This window comes from Marinobacter sp. B-21, from assembly GCF_056857895.1.
In genome coordinates, this window is the sequence record NZ_JBSXNZ010000083.1 from 93,336 (window position 1) to 114,497 (window position 21,162).

20 protein-coding genes are annotated in these 21,162 nt (G+C 58.1%); 9 read left to right on the forward strand and 11 right to left on the reverse strand.

Annotated elements, in window-relative coordinates; genetic code table 11:
- Positions 1 to 66: 66 nt before the first annotated feature.
- The gene (locus tag AC13C0_RS14805) at positions 67 to 714 is read left to right on the forward strand and encodes an OmpW/AlkL family protein (protein ID WP_341582809.1); all 648 of its coding nucleotides are present in this window, start codon (positions 67 to 69) and stop codon (positions 712 to 714) included.
- 149 nt (positions 715 to 863) lie between these two features.
- Here AC13C0_RS14805 and AC13C0_RS14810 read toward each other — a convergent pair whose 3' ends face one another.
- Entirely contained in the window at positions 864 to 2,186 is a 1,323-nt protein-coding gene (locus AC13C0_RS14810) for a DEAD/DEAH box helicase (RefSeq protein WP_117619005.1), read from the reverse strand.
- Positions 2,187 to 2,622: 436 nt separating this feature from the next.
- Here AC13C0_RS14810 and AC13C0_RS14815 point away from each other — a divergent pair, with 436 nt between their 5' ends.
- On the forward strand, positions 2,623 to 2,937 hold the full coding sequence (locus tag AC13C0_RS14815) for a hypothetical protein (RefSeq protein ID WP_341581010.1): 315 nt from the start codon (positions 2,623 to 2,625) through the stop codon (positions 2,935 to 2,937).
- 58 nt (positions 2,938 to 2,995) lie between these two features.
- Here AC13C0_RS14815 and AC13C0_RS14820 read toward each other — a convergent pair whose 3' ends face one another.
- The 5 genes from AC13C0_RS14820 to rlmE all read right to left on the reverse strand — a co-directional run bounded on the left by AC13C0_RS14820 (position 2,996) and on the right by rlmE (position 7,103).
- Positions 2,996 to 3,451, reverse strand: a complete 456-nt coding sequence (locus AC13C0_RS14820; protein WP_117619003.1) for a DUF302 domain-containing protein — start codon at positions 3,449 to 3,451, stop codon at positions 2,996 to 2,998.
- Between the two features lie 88 nt (positions 3,452 to 3,539).
- The gene (locus tag AC13C0_RS14825) at positions 3,540 to 5,066 is read right to left on the reverse strand and encodes a flavin-containing monooxygenase (protein WP_117619002.1); all 1,527 of its coding nucleotides are present in this window, start codon (positions 5,064 to 5,066) and stop codon (positions 3,540 to 3,542) included.
- A gap of 116 nt (positions 5,067 to 5,182) precedes the next feature.
- Complete coding sequence (locus tag AC13C0_RS14830; RefSeq protein ID WP_341581008.1) at positions 5,183 to 5,314, reverse strand: hypothetical protein; 132 nt, start codon at positions 5,312 to 5,314, stop codon at positions 5,183 to 5,185.
- A complete protein-coding gene (locus AC13C0_RS14835; protein WP_117620403.1) occupies positions 5,311 to 6,348 on the reverse strand; it encodes an NAD(P)H-dependent flavin oxidoreductase in 1,038 nt (345 codons plus the stop codon). The genes AC13C0_RS14830 and AC13C0_RS14835 overlap by 4 nt, the downstream gene beginning before the upstream one ends.
- A 134-nt stretch (positions 6,349 to 6,482) precedes the next feature.
- A complete protein-coding gene (rlmE, locus tag AC13C0_RS14840; RefSeq protein WP_341581007.1) occupies positions 6,483 to 7,103 on the reverse strand; it encodes a 23S rRNA (uridine(2552)-2'-O)-methyltransferase RlmE in 621 nt (206 codons plus the stop codon).
- Between the two features lie 169 nt (positions 7,104 to 7,272).
- Between rlmE and AC13C0_RS14845 the strand changes: the two genes are divergently transcribed.
- From AC13C0_RS14845 to AC13C0_RS14855, 3 genes are all read left to right on the forward strand, one after another.
- Positions 7,273 to 8,910 (forward strand): NAD(P)/FAD-dependent oxidoreductase, encoded by a 1,638-nt coding sequence (locus tag AC13C0_RS14845; protein WP_341581006.1) that lies wholly within the window; start codon positions 7,273 to 7,275, stop codon positions 8,908 to 8,910.
- The gene (locus AC13C0_RS14850; protein WP_341581005.1) at positions 8,907 to 9,635 is read left to right on the forward strand and encodes a TrmH family RNA methyltransferase; all 729 of its coding nucleotides are present in this window, start codon (positions 8,907 to 8,909) and stop codon (positions 9,633 to 9,635) included. The genes AC13C0_RS14845 and AC13C0_RS14850 overlap by 4 nt, the downstream gene beginning before the upstream one ends.
- 117 nt (positions 9,636 to 9,752) lie before the next feature.
- Complete coding sequence (locus AC13C0_RS14855; RefSeq protein WP_341581004.1) at positions 9,753 to 10,424, forward strand: transglutaminase-like domain-containing protein; 672 nt, start codon at positions 9,753 to 9,755, stop codon at positions 10,422 to 10,424.
- Here AC13C0_RS14855 and AC13C0_RS14860 read toward each other — a convergent pair whose 3' ends face one another.
- Together AC13C0_RS14860 and ahpF are read right to left on the reverse strand one after the other, a co-directional pair.
- Entirely contained in the window at positions 10,425 to 11,597 is a 1,173-nt protein-coding gene (locus tag AC13C0_RS14860) for an ABC transporter substrate-binding protein (protein ID WP_227539297.1), read from the reverse strand. It lies immediately after the preceding gene.
- Positions 11,598 to 11,697: 100 nt separating this feature from the next.
- Positions 11,698 to 13,284, reverse strand: coding sequence for an alkyl hydroperoxide reductase subunit F (ahpF, locus tag AC13C0_RS14865; protein ID WP_341581003.1), 1,587 nt, complete (start codon positions 13,282 to 13,284; stop codon positions 11,698 to 11,700).
- 259 nt (positions 13,285 to 13,543) lie between these two features.
- On the opposite strand from ahpF, the gene AC13C0_RS14870 reads away from it, so the two are divergent.
- A complete protein-coding gene (locus tag AC13C0_RS14870; RefSeq protein WP_341581001.1) occupies positions 13,544 to 14,299 on the forward strand; it encodes a DUF3581 domain-containing protein in 756 nt (251 codons plus the stop codon).
- A complete protein-coding gene (locus AC13C0_RS14875) occupies positions 14,280 to 14,756 on the forward strand; it encodes a peroxiredoxin (RefSeq protein ID WP_117618995.1) in 477 nt (158 codons plus the stop codon). The genes AC13C0_RS14870 and AC13C0_RS14875 overlap by 20 nt, the downstream gene beginning before the upstream one ends.
- 78 nt (positions 14,757 to 14,834) lie before the next feature.
- Here AC13C0_RS14875 and ahpC read toward each other — a convergent pair whose 3' ends face one another.
- Positions 14,835 to 15,398 carry an alkyl hydroperoxide reductase subunit C gene (ahpC, locus tag AC13C0_RS14880; protein ID WP_117618994.1) on the reverse strand — a complete coding sequence of 188 codons (564 nt, stop codon included), beginning with the start codon at positions 15,396 to 15,398 and terminating at the stop codon, positions 14,835 to 14,837.
- A gap of 360 nt (positions 15,399 to 15,758) precedes the next feature.
- On the opposite strand from ahpC, the gene AC13C0_RS14885 reads away from it, so the two are divergent.
- Both AC13C0_RS14885 and AC13C0_RS14890 read left to right on the forward strand, forming a co-directional pair.
- Positions 15,759 to 18,353 (forward strand): EAL domain-containing protein, encoded by a 2,595-nt coding sequence (locus AC13C0_RS14885; protein WP_341580999.1) that lies wholly within the window; start codon positions 15,759 to 15,761, stop codon positions 18,351 to 18,353.
- Between the two features lie 64 nt (positions 18,354 to 18,417).
- A complete protein-coding gene (locus AC13C0_RS14890) occupies positions 18,418 to 19,596 on the forward strand; it encodes a magnesium transporter (RefSeq protein WP_227539296.1) in 1,179 nt (392 codons plus the stop codon).
- A gap of 73 nt (positions 19,597 to 19,669) precedes the next feature.
- Here the strand turns inward: AC13C0_RS14890 and AC13C0_RS14895 are convergent, their stop codons facing one another.
- Both AC13C0_RS14895 and AC13C0_RS14900 read right to left on the reverse strand, forming a co-directional pair.
- Positions 19,670 to 20,368 carry a DJ-1/PfpI family protein gene (locus AC13C0_RS14895; RefSeq protein ID WP_117618993.1) on the reverse strand — a complete coding sequence of 233 codons (699 nt, stop codon included), beginning with the start codon at positions 20,366 to 20,368 and terminating at the stop codon, positions 19,670 to 19,672.
- Positions 20,369 to 20,443: 75 nt separating this feature from the next.
- The gene (locus AC13C0_RS14900) at positions 20,444 to 21,109 is read right to left on the reverse strand and encodes an FMN-dependent NADH-azoreductase (protein ID WP_482954643.1); all 666 of its coding nucleotides are present in this window, start codon (positions 21,107 to 21,109) and stop codon (positions 20,444 to 20,446) included.
- Positions 21,110 to 21,162: the final 53 nt, after the last annotated feature.

Genomic DNA, 21,162 nt, shown 5'->3' on the forward strand with positions numbered 1-21,162 from the left:
ATCAAGTTTCCTTTCTCCGCTGCCACTAATCTGAAGCCATCAACGATTCAGGTTAAGGAGATGGATATGTCCCGCACATTTAAACTTGGTGTTCTGGCTGCAGCGGTTATGGCTGCGGCGCCGGCTGTTCAAGCGTACGAAGCTGGTGATTTTATTGGCCGCGTTGGCGTGGTGACTGTTGCACCAGACGCTTCGAGTGACCCTATTACCAACCTCAGCTCCGACGCGAGAGTTGACGTAGACAACAACACCCAACTAGGTCTGACCCTGAGCTATATGCTTACAGATCAACTGGGTTTGGGCGTGCTCGCAGCAACGCCCTTCAGCCACGATATTAAAGGTGACGGTGATCTGGCTGGTCTTGGCAAGCTGGCCGAGACAAAACAGCTGCCACCAACCATCACACTTCAGTATTTCCCGATGCCGAGCGGCAGCAAGCTGCAACCCTATGTTGGAGCGGGTGTGAACTATACCATCTTTTTTGATGAACAAACCGCTGGCGCTCTTGCAGGCACCGATATTGAACTCGATGACAGCTTCGGCCTGGCTGCGGAGGTTGGCCTGGATTACATGATCACTGAAAACATCGGTGTTAACGCGGCAGTCTGGTGGATAGACATCGACACCGAGGCGAAAATTGAAGCTGTAAACCAGACCGTGGATGTGGAAATTGATCCCCTGGTTTACATGGTCGGCCTGTCCTACAAATTCTGATCCCCGTGCCCTCCGCCAGCCTCCATGATCTGTGGGCTGACGAAAGGTGCGCTCTCCTGTGCGGGGCCCTCCGGCCCCGCCTTTTTTTGTCCGCCAGAAACAGGAAGGCGGAGCATCTGCTCCGCCTTCCTGAACTGTCCTGACCGGCCTCAGGCACTCTGGCGCTGGGCTGAGCGGCTTCGCTGACCGCCGCCATTCTGGCTCCGGCCACCACTGCGGCCACCTGGCTTGTCCCCAAAGCTTTTCGGCTTGCCTCCGGGCCGGCCATTGCCAGCGCCGTTACTACTGCGGGTACGGGCGCGGCTGGGGTCTGCCTTGGCCTTGGGCTTCAGCGGCAGGTTGTTGGTGGGCTCGAAGCCTTCCATGCTCTTGCGCGGCAACTGCTTCTTGATCAGCCGTTCGATACCCGTCAGTAGTTTGCCTTCATCCGCACTCACCAGTGACAACGCATGACCGCTCTCACCAGCACGGCCGGTACGGCCGATACGGTGCACGTAATCTTCCGGTACGTTGGGCAGTTCAAAGTTCACTACCTGGGGCAGTTGCTTGATGTCCAGACCACGGGCTGCGATGTCCGTCGCCACCAGCACACGCACTTCGCCGGCCTTGAAGTCAGCCAGCGCACGGGTGCGGGCACCCTGCGACTTGTTGCCGTGAATGGCGGCGGCGGTAATACCGTCCTTCTCCAGCTTCTGGGTCAGGCGGTTGGCGCCGTGCTTGGTACGGGTAAAGACCAGTACCTGGTCCCAGCTATTGTCACGTACCAGCTTGCTCAGCAGCGCCGTTTTCTGGCTCTGATCCACCGGGTAGACAGACTGCCTGATGTTTTCCGCAGCGGTGTTACGGGCCGCTACTTCCACCTGCACCGGGTTATCCAGCAGGCCTTCCGCAAGAGTACGGATCTCGTTAGAGAAGGTGGCGGAGAACAGCAGGTTCTGGCGCTTGGCCGGCAACAGCGCAAGAATCTTGCGGATGTCGCGGATAAAGCCCATGTCCAGCATTCGGTCGGCTTCGTCCAGCACCAGAATTTCCACTTCGTTGAAGCGCACAGCGTTTTGCTGATACAGGTCCATCAGCCGGCCCGGTGTTGCCACCAATACGTCCAGACCCTTGCGCAGCTTCATCATCTGCGGATTGATTTTCACACCACCGAAAACCACAGCGGCCTTGGTAGGAACGTATTTGCTGTAAAGATTCACGCTGTCGTGAACCTGTGCCGCCAACTCCCGGGTCGGCGTGAGGATCAGGGCACGGGGCCCCTTGCCGGTACGGGAGGTTTCGCCAAGACGCTGCAACAGCGGCAGGGTGAAACCGGCGGTTTTGCCGGTGCCAGTCTGGGCGGCAGCCATCACATCCCGGCCGGAAAGAACGGCGGGGATGGCCTGGGCCTGAATTGGGGACGGTGTTTCATAACCCTGATCGGTGGTGGCACGGACCAGCTGCTCGGACAAACCGAGTGAAGAAAAACTCATATAGAATCAACTCTTGATTGTTCTGCCTCCACGAACACCGGTTTCGGCGAATGCGGGCAGATACCATGAACATTCATGGAATAAAAGACGACTACAGTCACGCGCCGGTATCGGGGTGACGTCCTCTGACAGGTCGTATGGAAAGGTCGCACGGGCTTAAAGCCTTGAACTGCGGAATCCCTAGAGGCAGGATGCGGGCACAGTAACAGAGGACCTTCGAAATAGCCATAGATGCTTTTAGTTAGCAGGCTCTTTATTTTTCAGCGAAAAGCAGAAAGATGGAACTCACGCCTATGTCAGTGGTCACTACTCGCCTTGCTGCAACGAAAATCATCCGATGACCGGAGAAGTCAGGGTGGGCGCCCGCCTTGGCTTTGTAGTCCGTTACTTTGGACGCCAGCCATCTCGAATCATCACCAAAGGAGGCAACAACCCAATGAGCCTTTCCCCATCTCGCCGTGTGCTGCATGGTGCACTGCTATCCACCGCCATCGCTGCAGCCAACGTTCAGGCCGGGGATTTCCCGCCGGTCATTCAGAAACTGGAACAACAGGGTGTGGAGGTTATCGACAGCTTTGAGGCACCCGGTGGCATGACCGGCTATGTGGGTGAAATGAGAGGACGCTCCCTGGCCTTCTATCTGACGCCCGATGGGGATCACGTTATCGTTGGCACCCTGATGGACGAACCGCATGATGGGCCCGCGCCCCTGAGGCCTCCGAATTCACGCCAGCCAAAGCGTGGAGGATGAGACAATCAGGCTCGCCATTATCCAGTCGTAACAATCTAACAATGTAGGGTGCGAAGGATCATTCCGTGGCGGCTTTGGCGAATGCGGCCAGGGCGCCACTCACCTTTTCAAGCACCTCGTCACAACCCTCGATACCGTGGCGGGACTTCAGGTAGTCCAGATCATTGTAAGCCAGCCAGGTATCGCCATTTTCATCTTCCCAGATCAGCGCTTTCTGAGGCAGATCAATGGCCACGCTCTGGGCACACTGCATCAGCGGCGTGCCGACTTTGGGGTTTCCGAAAATCAGCACTTCGGTCGGGCGAAGCTCCAGCCCTGCCTTCTTGGCGCCTTGCTGATGATTCACACGGGCCATTACGGTCATGCCCTTGTCCTTCAATACGGACTCAAGTTTGTCCACCGTGGCCTTGACGTCGTGACTGCTTTTGACGGTTACCAGACCTTCAGCACCCAGGGTCAGGGTGGCAAAAAACAGGGTCGAAACCACCAGAACCGATTTCAGAATGCAGCGCATAGTATCCTCCAAAGCTTGTGATGACAGTTTGAGCATAGGACATCTGGCCGCGGTACGCCGGGAAGTGATTCATTCCGCCGTTGACTGATCAGGCCCCAAACAGAGCCGAGCGGATTGGTCGCAGGCAGCCACTGGATTCACTCGCTCTGGCAGGGGTTCGTGTGCCGTCGAACTCCAGATAGCCGTCTTCAATCGGCTCGAAACGCAGGATTTTCACATCCTCCAGATAATTCTGTGAAGATTTCCAGGGACCATGGGTGCCCTGGCGAGGCAAGCGGTCGGCCGCGCGGCGAATGTAGCCGGAGTTGAGGGAACCAAGGATGGTGTCTTCGGCACGGCTGTTTTCCGTATCCCTGGCAACCACGGTTCGGTAACCCTGTCTGTCCATCAGATTCATCAGGCGGCACAGGTATTCCGCCGCAACATCCACCTTCAGGGTCCAGGAAATATTGGTGTAGCCGAAGATCATGCCGGCGTTGGGGACGCCCTCCACCATCACGTTCTTGTAGATGACCTTGTCTTTCATCACCACTTCCTGGCCATCCACCGTCGGCCGAATGCCTCCCAGCATCTGGATATCAAGGCCGGTGGCCGGGATGATGATGTCTGCCTCAAGCTCTTCACCGGATTTCAGGCGGATCCCGGTTTCGGTGAAACACTCAATGTGATCAGTGGCGATAGATGCCCTGCCGGCTTTCATTGCCTGGAACAGATCCCCGTCCTTCACCACGCACAGGCGCTGGTCCCACGGGTTGTAGTCCGGTGTAAAGTGCCGCATGTCGGCCCTTCCGGCCACCTGCCGCTTGATAATTCCGAGAAACAGGCGCCGCATGAACCGGGGGCTTTTTCTGGAACGCAGGTAAAGAAAACGGGAAATCGCAATATTCCGGGCCCGGGTAAGCCGGTAAGCGGTCTTCTCTGGCAAAAACTTCTGCAGGGCCAGGGTAACCTTGTCGGTCGATGGCAAGGATATCAGGTAGGTGGGCGAGCGCTGAAGCATGGTGACATGGGCGGCCTTCTCCGCCATGGTCGGCACCAGGGTAATGGCGGTTGCACCACTGCCGATTACCACCACCTTCCTGCCGGTGTAATCGAGATCTTCCGGCCAGTGTTGCGGGTGCACAATCCGGCCGCGGAAATCGTTCTCACCCGGAAAATCCGGTTTATAGCCCTGGTCATAGTTGTAATAGCCGGTACAACCGATCAGGAAACTGGCGGTGAAGGTTGCGGTTTCACCGGTAGCTTCATTGCGGGCGGAGAGCTTCCAGCACTTGTCCATACCGGACCAGTCTGCCGTTTTCACCGCCAGTCCGTAGCGGATGTGGCGCTCAACATCATGCTCTCTGGCCGTCTCGCGCACATAATCCTTGATGGAGGCACCGTCCGCCAGCACCTTGCCGCCGGTCCAGGGCCGGAAGTCGTAGCCGAAAGTGAACATGTCCGAATCGGACCGGATACCGGGATAACGGAACAGATCCCAGGTGCCACCCAGGGACTGCCGGCGCTCCAGGATGGCAAACGACTTGCCCGGGCACTCACGCTTCAGGTGACACGCCATGCCAATGCCGGAAACGCCGGCGCCGATGATCAGTACATCGAAATGCTGCTTGCCCATTACCTGCCCTCTCGGATTCCAGTCCGCTTTTGGTAATCAATGGTCTGCAATCAAGATAGCTCAGGCCGGGCTATGCGGAAATTGGCCAAAGTGGTCTCGGACCCTGGTTGTTTCAGTCAGTCGTCTGACCCGGGGACGTAGTGCTCGGAAAGACGTCCGTGATCGATTTCCAGGTAACCCAGGCAACCAGGCCAAAAAAGCTGGCCCAGCCCCTCGGCCAGGGACAGTTCTGCGATCAGATCAGTCATAGCTCGCCGGCGAGCTGCCGGATCAGCTGCCCGGCGGGAATCTCCCGGCAGCCGCTGGCGTTCTGTCCCGACCACAGGGGGGTGAAATCACCGGAGCCTTTGGCTTCAGCCGCCGCCCGGAGCGGAGCGATGGCCGAGGTCGCCAGCGGGAATTCAGGCGCCACCTCTGCGACCGGCCCCAACTCCCGCATCACTCGGTTCATGATGCCCCGCGCCGGGCCGCCGGAAAACAGGTTGGTGATAGCGGTGTGGCGGACTTGCGGGCTTTTCAGTGCCTCCCGGTGAATGGGCCTGGTGGTAGCCTCCGGGCACAGCAGGAAAGCGGTCCCGAGCTGAACGCCTACCGCCCCCAGATCCATGGCCGCACGAATACCACCGGCGTCGGCAATGCCGCCTGCTGCGATTACCGGAACCTTTACTGCGCCCACCACCTGGGGTAACAGGGCAAAGGTGCCCATCTGCGTGGACATGTCCCTGGTCAGGAAAATACCGCGATGGCCACCGGCTTCCAGCCCCTGGGCGATGATGGCGTCTGCCCCTTGCTGCTCCAGCCAAAGCGCTTCTTCAACCGTCGTAGCTGTCGACAATACCTTCGCGCCGGCCGCCTTGACCCGTTGCAGCAATGTGGCATCCGGTAGCCCGAAATGGAAACTCACCACCGCCGGCCGGAACTCCTCTACCAGAGCAGCGGCTTCCGCGCTGAAAGGCGTGCGGCCACCCCCGGCAGGAATGGTCTGGGGGTCAATACCGAACGCGCTGTAGTAAGGGGACAACGCCTCCCGCCAGGCCTGTTCCCGGGCGTCGCTCGGTACTGGCGAGGTATGGGCGAAGAAATTGACGTTGAAGGGTTTGTCGGTACCGGCCCGCAGGGCCTCCAGCTCGGATCTGAGCGCCCCGGGGCCCAGCATGGCACAGGGCAGCGAACCCAGTCCGCCAGCGTTTGATACCGCCAGAGCCAGATCACTTCCCTGAACACCCGCCATGGGTGCCTGAATGATCGGCAACTCGGTACCCAGCAAATCTTGCAGCGTCATAACGGTCATCCCCTCTCCCTGAAAAAGGCTTCAGCCTGCCACAATTATCGCAATTGAGCCACGGAGTGCCGGGTGCACACCGACAACTATGTCGCCTTCCTGGATGCAGGGTTTCGAAAGGGCAACAGGCTGAGTCAGCCCTTGAAGCCCTTGCCCAGGACGTAGACTTCCCGGGAGCGGGCACGGGAGGAGTCGGGCTTGCGTACCACGACCTTGTCGAACACAGCGCGTACTGATTTCAGATACTCGTCATAACCCTCACCCTGAAACACCTTGGCGAGGAAGCTGCCTTTGGGCTTGAGCACCTGACAGGCCATGTCCAGCGCCAGTTCTACCAGATACATGGACGAAGCCTGATCGGCTACGGTGACCCCACTGATGTTGGGTGCCATGTCGGAAATCACCAGGTCCACGGGGTCATTACCCAGGGTGGCCATGATGGCCTCAAACACATCATTCTCGGTGAAGTCCCCCTGAATGAATTCCACACCGGCAATGGCATCCATGGGCAGAATGTCAGAGGCAATCACGCGGCCCTTATGGCCCACCAGATTTGCCGCCACCTGAGACCAGCCGCCCGGTGCCGAGCCGAGGTCCATGATCACCATGCTGGGGCGGATCAGCCGGTCCTTCCTGTTGATTTCAAGGAGCTTGTAACTGGCACGGGAGCGGTAGCCGTCCACCTGCGCCTGCTTCACGAAGGGGTCGTTCACATGTTCTTCAAGCCAGCGGTTACTGCTTTTGGATCGGGCCATAGGGACTCATCAAACGGGAAAGCCTGCGCCAATTGTACGTGCCGGGCCCGCCTGCGGCAAAATCCTGACAACCGGGGCGGGCACACGTACAATTCACCCAACATTCTCCGATTCCTCTTTACCCGGCAACGTCCACTCCATTAGCGGCAAGAGCCGGGCAGGACTGACTATGATCCGCCTTACTGAACTGGCGCTGCCCCTGGACCATCCGGAAAGCGCCCTGCGTGCTGCCATTGTCGAACGGCTGGGCATTCGCGATGCCGATCTGACCGACTTTGTCGTGTTCAAACGCAGCTACGACGCCCGCAAGAAAAACTCCGAAATCAAGTTCGTTTACATCATAGATCTGCGCGCCCGAAACGAAGAAGCCATCCTCGCCCGTTTTGAAAAAGACCAGCACGTACGCCCGGCACCCGATACCGACTATCACCCGGTCGCACAGGCACCCGCCGGTCTCACCGAGCGTCCGATTGTAATCGGTTTCGGGCCCTGTGGTCTGTTTGCCGCGCTGCTTCTGGCCCAGATGGGGTTCCGCCCAATTGTGCTGGAACGTGGCAAGGACGTGCGGCGCCGCACCAGAGACACCTGGGCCCTGTGGCGGAACAAGCAGCTGTCTCCGGAATCCAACGTGCAGTTCGGTGAAGGCGGTGCCGGCCTGTTCTCGGACGGCAAACTGTACAGCCAGATCAAGGACCCGAAGTTCTACGGCCGCAAGGTAATGCATGAGTTTGTCCGGGCCGGCGCACCGGACGAAATCCTGTACCTCAGCAAGCCCCATATCGGCACCTTCCGGCTGACCGGCGTGGTGTCTGCCATGCGCGAGGAAATCATCCGCCTCGGCGGAGAAATCCGTTTTGAAAGCAAGGTTACCGACCTGCGCATCCGCAACGGCCGGGTCGAGGGTGTGGAACTGGCCAGTGGCGAACGCCTCGACAGCCGTTATGTGGTGCTCGCCCTCGGCCACAGCGCTCGGGAGACCTTCCGCATGCTCCAGCGTAATGATGTCTTTATCGAGGCCAAACCCTTCGCAGTCGGCTTTCGCATTGAACACCCGCAATCGCTCATCGACACTGCCCGCCTTGGCAAATACGCCGGCCACCCGGCCCTGGGCGCGGCAGACTACAAACTGGTGTACCACGCCAGCAACGGGCGCGCTGTCTACAGTTTCTGCATGTGCCCGGGCGGCACGGTGGTGGCAGCAACCTCCGAACCGGGCCGAGTGGTCACCAACGGCATGAGCCAGTATTCCCGCAACGAGCGCAACGCCAATGCCGGTATTGTTGTGGCCATTCACCCGGAGGAAGACTTCCCGGGCGGCCCGCTGGCCGGTATCGACCTTCAGGAGGCCCTGGAATCCCGGGCCTACACGCTGGGCGGCAACGATTACTGCGCGCCAGCCCAACTGGTGGGTGATTTCATCAAAGGCAAACCCTCCACCGAACTGGGCGAGGTCGAGCCTTCCTACAAGCCCGGCATCAAACTGGGCGACCTCGCGCCTGCCTTGCCGCCCTACGCCATCGAAGCCATCCGCGAGGCCCTGCCGGCCTTTGGCAAGCAGATCCGGGGCTTTGACCGGCACGACGCCATCCTGACCGGCATTGAAACCCGAACCTCCTCGCCGGTGCGAATCACCCGGGACCGGGTAAGCCTTCAGAGCCTGAATACCCGCGGGCTCTATCCGGCAGGCGAAGGTGCAGGCTATGCCGGAGGTATTCTCTCGGCCGGAGTGGATGGCATCAAGGTCGCCGAGGCGCTGGCTCAGGCCATGCTGGAAGACCTCCAGGACAGTGAGGGAACCCCCGCGTGAATCTGGCTGATATAAGGAAACTGCAACAGAAAAAATACCGCCAGTCACTCGGTCACTACCTGGTCGAGGGGGAGCACCTGGTGCTCGAGCTGCAGGAAGCAGCTACCCGCCAGCCAGCGCTGCGGGCCTCGGAGTTGTATGTGACCGGTGCCTACGGGCACTGGCAAAGCCCGTTCAAAACCCATCTCATCAACGACCGCCAGATGGCACAGCTCGCCGATACCCGCACACCACAGGGAATTCTGGCCGTGGTCCCCATGCCGGACAGCCCTCCTGAGCCGGAACCCGGCGAAAAAGCCATTTACCTGCACGAGGTTCAGGATCCGGGCAACCTGGGCACGATATTGCGGTCCCTCGCCTGGTTTGGCGGTTTCCGGTGCCTGCTGAGCCCGGGCAGTGTGGATCCCTACAACCCGAAAGTGGTTCGCGCCAGCATGGGGGCGCTCTTCCACGTTTCCCTGGAAACCGAGGTTACCCTGGCCAGCCTGTCCGGCCGGTACCAAAGCCTTGCCTGCCTCGACCTGAATGGCGACTCGATGATGTCGGAAGCCTTCCGGCAGCACGACTGTTACCTGTTTGGCAACGAAGCTCGGGGCGTGCCACGGGACGCACTGGCTGAGCTTCAGGCGGCGCCCTATACCATTCACGGTCGGGGCCAGATCGACTCCCTGAACCTGGCCTCGGCGGTAAACATGTGCACCTACGAACTAATGCGCGGCCAGTAAACCGCCAGCACCAGAGCAATGAGCTATTTCGGCAATCGTTCTGGCGGATACCGCCATTGCCTGTCGGCGGGGATTTGGTGACGATCAGGGGCTGATACCGATACCGGACTTTTGATTATGGAACCCTATCTCCAGCCAACCACCTTCTTTGACTACGACCAGCCCCAGCTGAAGGCCTGGATTGAAGCACAGCTGGAGGGAGCGCCTGACGACCCGCTGGCGCAGATCAAGGCACTCTACCTCTCGGTACGGGACAGTATCAGCTACAACCCCTACGTGTTCCAGACCGCTCCGAACACCTTCAGCGCCAGCTACGCCCTGGAAGCCGGCGAATCCTACTGCATTCCCAAGGCGGTTCTGCTGGGTGCCGCTGCCCGCTCCATTGGCATCCCCAGCCGGCTGGGCCTGGCGGATGTGCGCAACCATCTGTCCAGCCCCAGGCTGATCGAATGGCTGCAGTCGGACATTTTCCGCATGCACGGGTTTATCGAGTTATACCTGAACGGTAAATGGTTGAAGGCCACCCCGGCCTTCAACCGGCAACTCTGTGAACTGATGAATGTGGAGCCTCTGGAGTTTGATGGCCTTCACGATTCGATCTTCCAGGAGTACACAGAATCCGGTGAGGCCCACATGGAATACGTCAACGACCACGGCCTGTTCGAGGACGTGCCCCACGCCTTTATCGTGGCGGGTATACGGAACGCCTACCCCCATCTTTTTACGGAATCGGGAGGGGAAGAACCTTCTCTTTCTGAAGCAGGTAGTCTGGAAGCGGATCTGGAGTAGCTATCGGTTGCTAACGACCTGCCCGCCGCCCTTCTCCTCCGAGAGCACCGATGTGAAGCGATCCATAAGCTGATCAGCATTCAGGGATAGTTCGGGCTCTGCCAGACTATGGGCACGGCTGAAACGCCGGAAATCCAACTGCCGCCAGTTTTCCGGATCCAAAATCCGTTCAACCTTGTGAATATTATCCTCAGTGGCCGGCTTAAGCTGGTAGCTCAAAGAAGCGGAAGACACCCCCTTCGCGAAGTCGTAACCATGATGAAAATCGTGCAGTAACAGCAGAGCCAGACCTCCCCCCATGAAGTGGCGCCCCAGACTGGTGGCAAGCTCTCCACGGCGTATTGCATCCAGAGCCCGGGGCTCCCAATCCACCCCACCGACTACAACGTCTTGTCCTGGTTGCTTGCCGTGCATTTTTGCCGCTTCAATGGCCCCCATGGCCATGCCGTCACTGGCACTCCAGATGGAGGCAACCTGTGGGTATCGTTTCAGCAGTACCAACGATTTTTCTTTCGCCAGCCGATCGCTCCAATCGGCATACACCAGTTGCAGAATCTCGCTACTCTTGTCATCTACAGCGGCTTCGAGCCCCCGGTTCCGGTCCTTTGCTGCAGATGAATCCAGGGTTCCGGACAGGGCGATCATTGGCAACGGCTGCCCCGGCTCGCCTAAATCCAGTCGCTCGGCTCGTTGCTCAAGGAGTGCTGTCAGGGTGCGACCGGCACCGACGTTATCTGGCGCCATATGCCCGATCCAGTTTGGCAAGGTCTCTCTGGGCAGGCCGACCGCAACCCTGGTATCGGCAGGCACATCGGTATTGAAGGTGAAAACTTTTACTCCCAGATCATTCGCACGTGTCAGCATTTGGGTGGTGACAAGCTCCCTGCAAATGAACAGCAGGTAGTCTGGCCTGTCCTCACGGCGGAGAACCTGTTCGGCCATTCTCAGGTAACTGAAGCGGTGGCTGTCCTGATCGACCCGGACTTCAAGGTCCATATCCAGATCAGTTGCCACCTCGGCCATGAACTCCGACACCATTTGCCAGAACCGGGAGTCATCCGGCGAGAGGAAAACAACGCTGGGACGAGGCCCGGCATCTGCTACACGAAATCCCGATAGCAAAAGCAGGCTGAGCAGAATCAGGGCTGTACGGAACATCATATAGTTACTCATCCCCTGGATGATCCGGCATGACTGGCGTTCAGGAGGATAAGCTACCTGGCAGCCAGCTCACAGGCAAGCAGGGAAGAGAAACCGACATCTCAGTTTTCGTTTACGCCGCTTCGCTCTCGCTGTCATCCACGGAATTGCGGATCAGGAAGTCGAAGGCGCTCAGAGCTGCCTTGGAACCCTCGCCCATGGAAATCACGATCTGCTTGTAGGGCACAGTGGTGACATCGCCGGCGGCAAAGATCCCCGGAATGGAGGTCTCGTTGCGATCATTGACAATAATCTCGCCATGCTGGCTCAGCTCGATGTCCCCCTTCAGCCACTCGGTGTTCGGAACCAGGCCGATTTGCACGAACACACCTTCCAACGCGACGTGGTGCTGCTCGCCGGAGTTGCGATCCGTATAGTTCAGGCCGTTGACCTTACCGTTCTCACCAGTAATTTCAGTGGTCTGTCCGGAAGTGATGATTTCCACATTCTTCAGGCTGCGCAGTTTCTTCTGCAATACGTCATCCGCGCGCATCCCGGAACCGAACTCGATCAGAGTCACGTGGCCAACGATACCGGCCAGGTCGATGGCTGCCTCTACACCGGAATTACCACCACCGATCACGGCAACACGCTTGCCCTTGAACAGGGGGCCGTCACAGTGCGGGCAATAGGCGACGCCCTTGTTGCGGTATTCCGCTTCGCCCGGCACGCCCATCTGGCGCCAGCGGGCACCGGTGGACAGCACCAGGCTGCGTGCCTTGAGGGTCGCGCCATTTTCCAGTCGAATCTCGTGGGGCATGCCCGGGCGTGAGGCCGGGATCAGCTTCTCGGCGCGCTGCATGTTCATGATATCGACGTCATACTCTTTCACGTGCTGCTCCATGGCCGCCACCAGCTTCGGGCCCTCGGTGTAAGGCACGGAGATCAGGTTTTCGATGCCCATGGTGTCGGCCACCTGGCCACCAAAACGCTCGGCGGCAATACCGGTAGAGATGCCTTTGCGGGCAGCGTAAATGGCGGCAGAGGCACCGGCAGGGCCACCACCAATCACCAGAACCTCAAAGGTGTCTTTCTGATTGATTTTTTCGGCCTCTTTTTCGCTGGAGCTGGTGTCCAGCCTGGCAACGATCTCTTCCAGCGTCATCCGGCCCTGACCCCAGGGCTCACCATTCAGGTAAACGCTGGGCACCGCCATCACTTCCCGCTGCTCCACTTCGTCCTGGAACAGGGCACCGTCGATGGAGGTGTGCTTGATATCCGGGTTCAGCACGCTCATCAGGTTCAGGGCCTGAACCACATCCGGGCAGTTCTGGCAAGACAGGGAGAAATAGGTTTCAAACTCGAACTTGCCTTCCAGTGACTGAATCTGCTCAATCACCTCCTGGGAAGCCTTGGACGGGTGCCCACCCACCTGCAGCAGCGCCAGCACCAGCGAGGTAAACTCGTGGCCCATGGGAATGCCGGCAAAGCGAACGCCAATATCGGTACCTACACGGTTGATGGTGAAGGAAGGACGACGCACACCATCGGATTCTTCGGTGCGCAGGCTGATTTTGGAAGACATCGGTTCCAGCTCTTCCAGCAGCTCCCGAAGTTCCTGGGACTTCTTGCTGTCGTCGTAAGCTGCCACCAGCTCGATCGGCTGCTGCAGTTTGTCCATGTACGCCGTCAGTTGTTCCTTGATATTGGCATCCAACATATTCCTGCTTCTCCTTTAGAGGTTGAAACTAAGCATCTGAATTTAAAACGGGTCGCCAAGCGAAGATGGCGCAACAATACGGCGTGGCAAGCGTACGCTCAAATTAATTGCCACAAACTGTTTGATAGAACTTTGCTATGCTGATTTATTGAAGGTCTCCTGGGGCTTGACCAATAGCGCATATCCACCCGAAGCCTGTCGACGTATCATGTTACAAGGACGTCGCAACATCACTCTCAGGCACCAGAATAGGCAACGCATGTTTCTAGACCGTTTCCACTCCGTCCAGGACGGACACGTAATCATCTCGGCCCTGCAGGCCAGTCAGTTCGCCAAGGAGGTCGCCGGGGACTTCAACCCCATCCACGATCCGGATGCCCGCCGCTTCTGCGTCCCCGGGGACCTGCTCTTCGCCCTTATTCTGGCGCGCTTCGGGCTCTCGGAAAACATGACCTTCCGGTTCCGCAGCCTGCTCGGCGAGGGTGTACCGCTCAAGTTCGTGGAGACCGAGGACGCCATTGAGGTCTGCGATGATGCGGGAAAAGTCTACATTGAAGTGGCCCGCAGTGGCGCCCGGACCCAGGACGAGCAACTGATTAAAGACATCACCCGCGCCTACGTGGCGGCCTCCGGCAAGAACTTCCCCCATACCCTGAAGCCGTTAATGGAGTCTAATGGGGTGATGTTCAATCCCGACCGCCCGATGGTGATGTACGAGAGCATGAGCGTGGCCCTGGACAACCTGGATCTGCCGTCGCCGGGCCTTGAGCTGCACAACGCGACCCTGGATGCAGCCGGAAAGCGGGGCAACGTTCTCCTTGAGTACCAGCTGACCGCAGACGGCAAAACCGTGGGCGAAGTCACCAAACGCCTGGTTCTCAGCGGCCTTCGGCCTTATTGCGCGGAGGCCATGGCCGGCGTCATTGAGGAGTTCTATCGCCTCAAAGCCCGTGGCGCGAACTACTTCAATAACGACAACAACGGAGGTGTGAGCAATGCCGATCCAGCCCGGTGATACCCTGCCAGACATCGAGCTTCAGGTGATGGGTACCAGTGGCCCCGAGAAGATTCGCACCGGTGACCTCTTTGCCGGCAAAAAAGTGGTGCTGTTCGCCGTACCAGGAGCCTTCACGCCCACCTGTTCGGCGGCCCATCTGCCCGGCTTCGTAGTAAACGCCGACAAGCTTCGCACCAAAGGCGTCGACAGCATCATTTGCACGTCCGTCAACGACACCTTCGTGATGGACGCTTGGGGTAAAGCCCATAACGCAGACGACATCACCATGCTGGCCGATGGCCTGGGAGAGTTCGCCAGGGCCATCGGCCTGACCCAGGACCGGACCGCGAGCCAGATGGGCATCCGCAGCCAGCGTTACGCCATGATTGTCAATGATGGCAAGGTGGAACTGCTCAACATCGATGCCCAGGGCCTGGACCAGACCAGCGCCGAAACCATTCTCGACGCGCTCTGAGCAAACCTTTTTCCAGATACAAAAAACCCCGGAAAAATCCGGGGTTTTTTGTCCGTAAGCTTCCCTTGAGGGAGAAACTCAGATCTTGCCAACCAGGTCCAGGGACGGCGCCAGAGTTGCTTCGCCTTCTTTCCACTTGGCCGGGCACACTTCGCCGGGATGGTTGCGAACGTACTGGGCCGCTTTAACCTTGCGCATCAGGTCGTCAGCGTCACGGCCGATACCTTCGGCAGTGATTTCCATGGCCTGGATAACGCCATCCGGGTCGACCAGGAAGGTCGCGCGGTCTGCCAGGCCCTGGCCTTCACGCATCACACCGAAGTTGTTGGTGATGGTGCCGGTCTGGTCGCCCACCATGTAGTAGTTGATCTTGCCGATGGTCTCGGAGCTGTCGTGCCACGCCTTGTGGGTGAAGTGGGTGTCGGTAGACACGGAGAACACTTCAACGCCCAGCTTCTGCAGCTCTTCGTACTTGTCTGCAACGTCGCCCAGCTCGGTCGGGCAAACGAACGTAAAGTCTGCCGGGTAGAAGAAAAATACAGCCCACTTGCCTTTGACGTCTGCTTCACTGATCTCAACAAACTCGCCCTGCTTAAAGGCGGTGGCGTTGAACGGCTTGATCTCGCTGTTAATGATGCCCATTAAAGCTAACTCCTTGTTGATGGATTCATACGTTACTGAATATACGCCGCGAACAATACGGAGATTTGACGACCGAATAAAATTGATAATTTCCAAGCCAAAGATAGGCTGTGCCTATCAGGGTCGTCCTGGCGTAGACACAGTCCCTGCCGGGCGCCAAGGCAGCGGTTCCTATCCGCTGAACCGGCCGCCGCCCCTCTATGGAGTCTTAACAAAGGAAGGGCACCAGAAACTTGGTGATGTGGCGCAAATCACGACGTTAAATATCGGATTCCGGCTTTCTTGCCGGGGAAAGGCGAGTAAGCTGAATTATGCGATAGCAAGAAAAGTCTGACGGCCACCAAACGGGGTTTGCTGTTCGTGATCCTTAACAAAGCTCTGCGTATCTTTATTCCGATTCTGGCTTCCTGCGCCCTGCAACTTGCCAGCGCAAACTCAGGCACGATCACTATTACCCCGGATGCGCCCATCGAAAGCCATTTTCAGTACTGGGAAGACCCAGGCGCCGATGCAGGGATAGACGAAGTCCTGACAATTCCCGAGTCAGAATGGCAGCTCAAACCCTCGGGCAAGGCCTCATTCGGTATTACCGGCTCCGCCTACTGGCTTCGGCTATCGGTACAGAACCAGACCGGCCAGGACCAGCTTCTGATCGCCGAGCTTGCCTACCCCCTACTCGATGACGTCGTGTTCCACGAGTTCTCCGGAAACACCCTGCTCCGCGAATTCCGAACCGGCGATACCCGCCCGTTTTATCCGAGGGATGTCGACCACCCCAATATGCTGCTGCGATTCCAGCTTGCGCAGGACACCACCAAAACCCTCTATATCCGCGTAGCCACTGCGGGCTCCATGGTAGTGCCCCTGCGACTCTGGCGCCAAAAGGACTTCTATGAAGCCGTTGCCATTGAAGAGAAACTGCATTTCTTCTACTACGGCAGCCTGACGGTCATTATCCTGATCAATCTGGCCGTGTTCCTCACACTGCAGGAAAAGCTGTACCTGTTCTACGCTCTGGCCATTTTCGGCTACCTCGTGTTCTTTGCCTCCTTCCGGGGTTTCACCCTTCAGCATCTCTACCCGAACGCCCCATTTCTCCATACCCATGTGCTGTTGCTGTCCATACCCTTCCTGGCCATATTCTCGATTCTCTTCTGCATGGAGTTCCTGAAAATACGCTCCCACAGCCCACGTTTGCGACGGGTGTTACTGGGAATGCTGGCCTTCGAGATTGTGTTTTTCCTGAGCGCGCCCTTGCTCGACTATGAGACTGGAGTCCGAATCGCAGCGGTCTCCGCTTTTATCTTTTTCTCACTGTTGTTGGTGGCCGGGCCCATCGCCTGGGCGGCCGGTGTTCGGGCAGGTGTCTTTTTCACCATCGCCTGGTCGCCACTTGCCTTGGGCGTTTCTGCAACCGCCGGCCTGGCGCTTGGTCTGTTGCCGGAGAATTTCTTCACCGAATACGCCATGCAGATCGGCTCGGGGCTTGAGGCATTCATACTGACCCTCGCACTTGCTGATCGGCTTTACCGTGAGCGGGAACAGAAAATACAGGCCCAGGCCGATAACCTTCAAAAAGAAAAAGCCCGCAGCGAGATCCAGGACCGACTGAATGAGGCACTCACCCATGATCCGGTTACCGGCCTGCCCAACCGGAACCGATTCGAACGGATGGTCGACGAGCAACTGGAACGCAACCCCGATGGGCGCTACATGGTCGGCGTGGCCCGGGTGTCACGGCTGAAGGAAATCAACCGCACGCTCGGCCTGGAGCGAAGTGAGCGCTTGCTAAAGCGCAAGGCGGAGCAAATGACCGAACTGGCCGAAAGCCTGCCGATGGTCCACGCAACCCGTGACAATCAGGGCCGGCAGGAACGCGTGTACCAGCTCTCGGGAGACAGTTTCGGCTTGCTCGTCAATGTCAGCAAAGCCGGTGGCGACTTCCAGACCCTGAACGAGGCACTCAAACGGCTGGCCGACCCGGTGTTACTGGATCATCTTGCCATCGAACCCAACCTGAAATTCGGGGCCGCCAGCTACCCGGAGCATGGCAGAAAGGCCGCAATGCTGATCCGGAATGCCCATGTCGGCATGGAAATGACACCCCACGGCTCCTTCGAAACCGGCGTTTACTCCAGCAAGAACGACATCTACAGTGAGAGCCGGCTGACCCTGATGTCTGATCTTCGGGGCGCCCTTCACCACAACCGGACCCAGTTGCATTATCAGCCCAAACTGGACCTCAAAACCGGGCAGGTCGTGGGTGTGGAAGCCCTGATCCGCTGGCACCACCCTGAAAGGGGCTGGGTACCTCCCATCGAGTTTATTCCACTGGCCGAAAAAACCGGCGTTATCAAACATCTGACCCGATGGGTTGTGGACCAGGCCCTGAACGACCTCAAAACCCTCCACCAGGTTGATCCGGCACTGACCGTGTCAGTCAACGTATCCGCCCGGGATCTGATCTCGTCGGAGCTGAAAGGCCTGTTCGAAACCCGGATGAAGCGTTACCAGCTGCGCCCCGATCAGATTACCGTGGAGCTCACCGAAACCGCAGCCATGGATGACCCCGAGAAAGGGCTCGCGGCGCTGGAAGGGCTGGCCAATACCGGACTGAAAATCTCGATTGATGACTTCGGTGCCGGCTACTCTTCCCTGTCTTACCTTAAACGGCTACCGGCCACGGAAATCAAACTGGACCGGGCATTGGTGCAGGATATCGATTCCAGTGAAAGCTCCCGAATGATTGTGGAAACGGCGATCAATATGGGCCGCGGCCTGGGCTTTCAGGTAGTGGCGGAAGGCGTGGAAACAGAGCAGACGGCCCGTCTGCTACAGGGCATGGGTGCTGGCCTGTTACAAGGCTACTGGCTCTGTCGCCCCATAGCCCTCAGCGAGTTAAGCAACTGGTTGGTGATTGAAAGACAGTCTCCCCGCCTCCAGCACACAGACTAGTCTCTCCCCGCGCTCGCCACCCCCTGTTATAGTCAGAACTCCAACACGGATACGGAAGCGTGACATGTCGCAGAGTATGGAACTGACCGAGCGGATTGAACACATCCGCGAACTCACCCCCCTGGCTGCCGCCGAAGAGCTGTTTCCGCTGCCGGCGGACGATATCCAGTTCATTCTCTCGGGGTTGCCCACGGAACAGGCTCTGACTATCGCCTCTCACCTCGGAGAGGTAGCGGCGCCGAACAACGCGGCCACCCGTGCGGTGCTCTCAGGTATGGAGGACACCATCGGTGAACTGATGACACCGGTTACAGCGACGTTACCGCACAGCTATACCGTCGCAGAAGCGCTGACCTTTATGGTCAAGAGCGCGGATGTTTCCGAGATCAGTTACATCTTTGTGACTGAAAATCACCGCCTGGTCGGTGTCGTGGGCATGCGCGACCTCATTCTTGCCAAGCCCTCCGAAGCCTTGTCCAGCATCATGGTGCGCGAGCCCTTCGCCTTTCAACAGGACACACGGATCGAAGCAGCGATTAGCGAAGTGCTTTACCGGCACTACCGAATGTACCCGGTGGTGGACGACGCACAGCACGTGGTGGGTGAGGTGCGCGGCTGGAAACTGTATGAACGCATGGCCTCGGAACTGAGCGCCCAGGCCGGCTCCCAGTATGGTGTCGCGAAAGAAGAGCAGATAAACACACCCGTGCTTGCCGCCTTTCGCATGCGCCACCCCTGGCTGCAGGTGAATCTGATCACCGCCTTTGCCGCAGCCTTCGTGGTAGGCATGTTTGAGAACACTATCGCCCAGATCGTCGCCCTCGCCGCCTTCCTGCCCGTACTTGCCGGTCAGAGCGGAAATACCGGTTGTCAAGCGCTGGCGATTACCCTGCGTGGTATCACTTTGGGGCAAATAAATGACTATCCGATCAGGCAATTGCTGCGCAAGGAAGTCCTGCTAGGCGCCCTCAATGGCGCCGCCGTGGGCGTGATCGCCGGCGTCGCCATGTTCGCCTACGCCTTCGCCACCGATTCCGCCAACCCCGCCATGCTCGGCCTTGTCATCTTCATTGCCATGATCGGCGCCTGCATTGGCAGCGGCATCTTCGGGGTGGCAGTGCCATTGGTGCTCAAACGCTTCGGCGCCGACCCGGCAACCGCCAGCAGCATCTTTCTGACGACCTTCACAGACATCATCGGTATGGGCCTGATGCTGTTCCTGGCAACGTCATTGGTGCTGTAGCCAACACCGAAGGAAAACCGGGACTGATCTATTTTGAGGCCGCGGAAAAGGTTTCTCGGTTCGGTTTCTCACATCAGGCATCGGGCTTAAACTTCTCGATCTCTGACCACGGTATAATCCGGTTGAACTGGATAGTTTCAAACACTTCCTTTGCGTTGCTTTCGCCACTCATGAGCCATAGCAGCACCAGTGCCCCCTGATAAGACGGAACGCCGCCATTACTGGTGATTCGATTGCGATCAACCACCACGTTTTGATCGACGACCACATCAATCTTCGGGAACTGGTCCTGTAGGTCCGGTTCACCACCCGCCCAGGTTGTTGCTCGATAGCCATCCAGAAGCCCTGCGTGGGCATAAAGGAACGCACCGGAGCAGTTGCTGGCCAGCCACTCGACCTTTTTGGCCTGATCTCTCATGAATTTGGTCAGATCCTCGTTTTCAAAGAGCCAGTCCATATCGTATGCGCTGTTGACGATCAGCACATCCAGATCAAGATCGTCGTAGATCGTGGCATCGACCTGGAGGGTCAGCCCTTCCTCTGTCGTCACCGTTTCGTTTCGCTCTACGTTGATGAGTACAACCTCATAGTCCGAAAACCAGGCCTTTCGCGAGGCAACGCCGAACACTTCGGCGGGGGCGACAGCGTCACTGGTCAGCACTTCGTCATAGACCAGTACACCAATTTTCTTATCGGCGGCTGAGGCTGAAAAGCTGAAGCCGGCCAAAACGAGAAACGCGAGTAACGTGTGAAGGGTATGTCTCAAAAGCATGTCGGAATCTCCTTAGAACTATGCTTACAGATTTAACGGATCTTCATGGACATTGTCCGAAATCGCTGAAAACGACTACTCGAACAACCGGTCAATACATGCGTTGGTGTCCTCAAGCGCATTGTCGGAACAGCCGCTATTCATGGCGGTATATTCCAGGGTGATGGTTTTCACGCTCTGGATACCCAACATACCCAGGACGGCGGTAAGGTACGGTTCCTGAAAGTTCATGGGAGCATATGCCCCGCCCGGTTCGTAGCCGTAGCCGCCTCGCACCAGCATCAGGTAGGTGGGCTTGTCGCTCAAAAGACCGACATAGGGACTCTGCGGGGTATCGGGCACCAGTTTGGTGGTGACGCCGATACGTACGACCTGATCAATGTAGGCTTTTAACGTACTGGGCACGGACAAGTTATGCATAGGGCAACCAATAACGATGGTTGTCGCGTCCTGTAGTTCGGCGACCAGAGCATCGCTGACCTCAAGAGCGGCTCTTTGATTGGGAGTCCTTGCCTCCTCCGGCGTAAACGCGGCGCTTATCCATTGCTGATCCACGTGAGGCACAGGCCAGCGGCCGAGATCGCGCTCAACCACTACGCCGTCCGGATTATTTTCAGCCCATCGACGGGTAAAGCGCGCCGTCATCTGGCGGCTGTGTGACGCCTCGCCCTGAGGGCTGGCATTAATCACGAGCAGGTTTTCCATTGCGGGTCCTTTCTGGCCTGCCATAGCAAGTGTCATTTCCAATAATACCGGGTTAAGGTTCATTAAAAAGAACCATGAATGGCAATTTT

Excerpts from the sequence above, each read along its gene's own strand:
- AC13C0_RS14805 (WP_341582809.1), top strand. The coding sequence starts at position 67 with ATGTCCCGCACATTTAAACTTGGTGTTCTGGCTGCAGCGGTTATGGCT.
- AC13C0_RS14810 (WP_117619005.1), bottom strand. The coding sequence starts at position 2,186 with ATGAGTTTTTCTTCACTCGGTTTGTCCGAGCAGCTGGTCCGTGCCACC.
- AC13C0_RS14815 (WP_341581010.1), top strand. The coding sequence starts at position 2,623 with ATGAGCCTTTCCCCATCTCGCCGTGTGCTGCATGGTGCACTGCTATCC.
- AC13C0_RS14820 (WP_117619003.1), bottom strand. The coding sequence starts at position 3,451 with ATGCGCTGCATTCTGAAATCGGTTCTGGTGGTTTCGACCCTGTTTTTT.
- AC13C0_RS14825 (WP_117619002.1), bottom strand. The coding sequence starts at position 5,066 with ATGGGCAAGCAGCATTTCGATGTACTGATCATCGGCGCCGGCGTTTCC.
- AC13C0_RS14830 (WP_341581008.1), bottom strand. The coding sequence starts at position 5,314 with ATGACTGATCTGATCGCAGAACTGTCCCTGGCCGAGGGGCTGGGCCAG.
- AC13C0_RS14835 (WP_117620403.1), bottom strand. The coding sequence starts at position 6,348 with ATGACGCTGCAAGATTTGCTGGGTACCGAGTTGCCGATCATTCAGGCA.
- rlmE (WP_341581007.1), bottom strand. The coding sequence starts at position 7,103 with ATGGCCCGATCCAAAAGCAGTAACCGCTGGCTTGAAGAACATGTGAAC.
- AC13C0_RS14845 (WP_341581006.1), top strand. The coding sequence starts at position 7,273 with ATGATCCGCCTTACTGAACTGGCGCTGCCCCTGGACCATCCGGAAAGC.
- AC13C0_RS14855 (WP_341581004.1), top strand. The coding sequence starts at position 9,753 with ATGGAACCCTATCTCCAGCCAACCACCTTCTTTGACTACGACCAGCCC.
- AC13C0_RS14860 (WP_227539297.1), bottom strand. The coding sequence starts at position 11,597 with ATGAGTAACTATATGATGTTCCGTACAGCCCTGATTCTGCTCAGCCTG.
- ahpF (WP_341581003.1), bottom strand. The coding sequence starts at position 13,284 with ATGTTGGATGCCAATATCAAGGAACAACTGACGGCGTACATGGACAAA.
- AC13C0_RS14870 (WP_341581001.1), top strand. The coding sequence starts at position 13,544 with ATGTTTCTAGACCGTTTCCACTCCGTCCAGGACGGACACGTAATCATC.
- AC13C0_RS14875 (WP_117618995.1), top strand. The coding sequence starts at position 14,280 with ATGCCGATCCAGCCCGGTGATACCCTGCCAGACATCGAGCTTCAGGTG.
- ahpC (WP_117618994.1), bottom strand. The coding sequence starts at position 15,398 with ATGGGCATCATTAACAGCGAGATCAAGCCGTTCAACGCCACCGCCTTT.
- AC13C0_RS14890 (WP_227539296.1), top strand. The coding sequence starts at position 18,418 with ATGTCGCAGAGTATGGAACTGACCGAGCGGATTGAACACATCCGCGAA.
- AC13C0_RS14895 (WP_117618993.1), bottom strand. The coding sequence starts at position 20,368 with ATGCTTTTGAGACATACCCTTCACACGTTACTCGCGTTTCTCGTTTTG.
- AC13C0_RS14900 (WP_482954643.1), bottom strand. The coding sequence starts at position 21,109 with ATGACACTTGCTATGGCAGGCCAGAAAGGACCCGCAATGGAAAACCTG.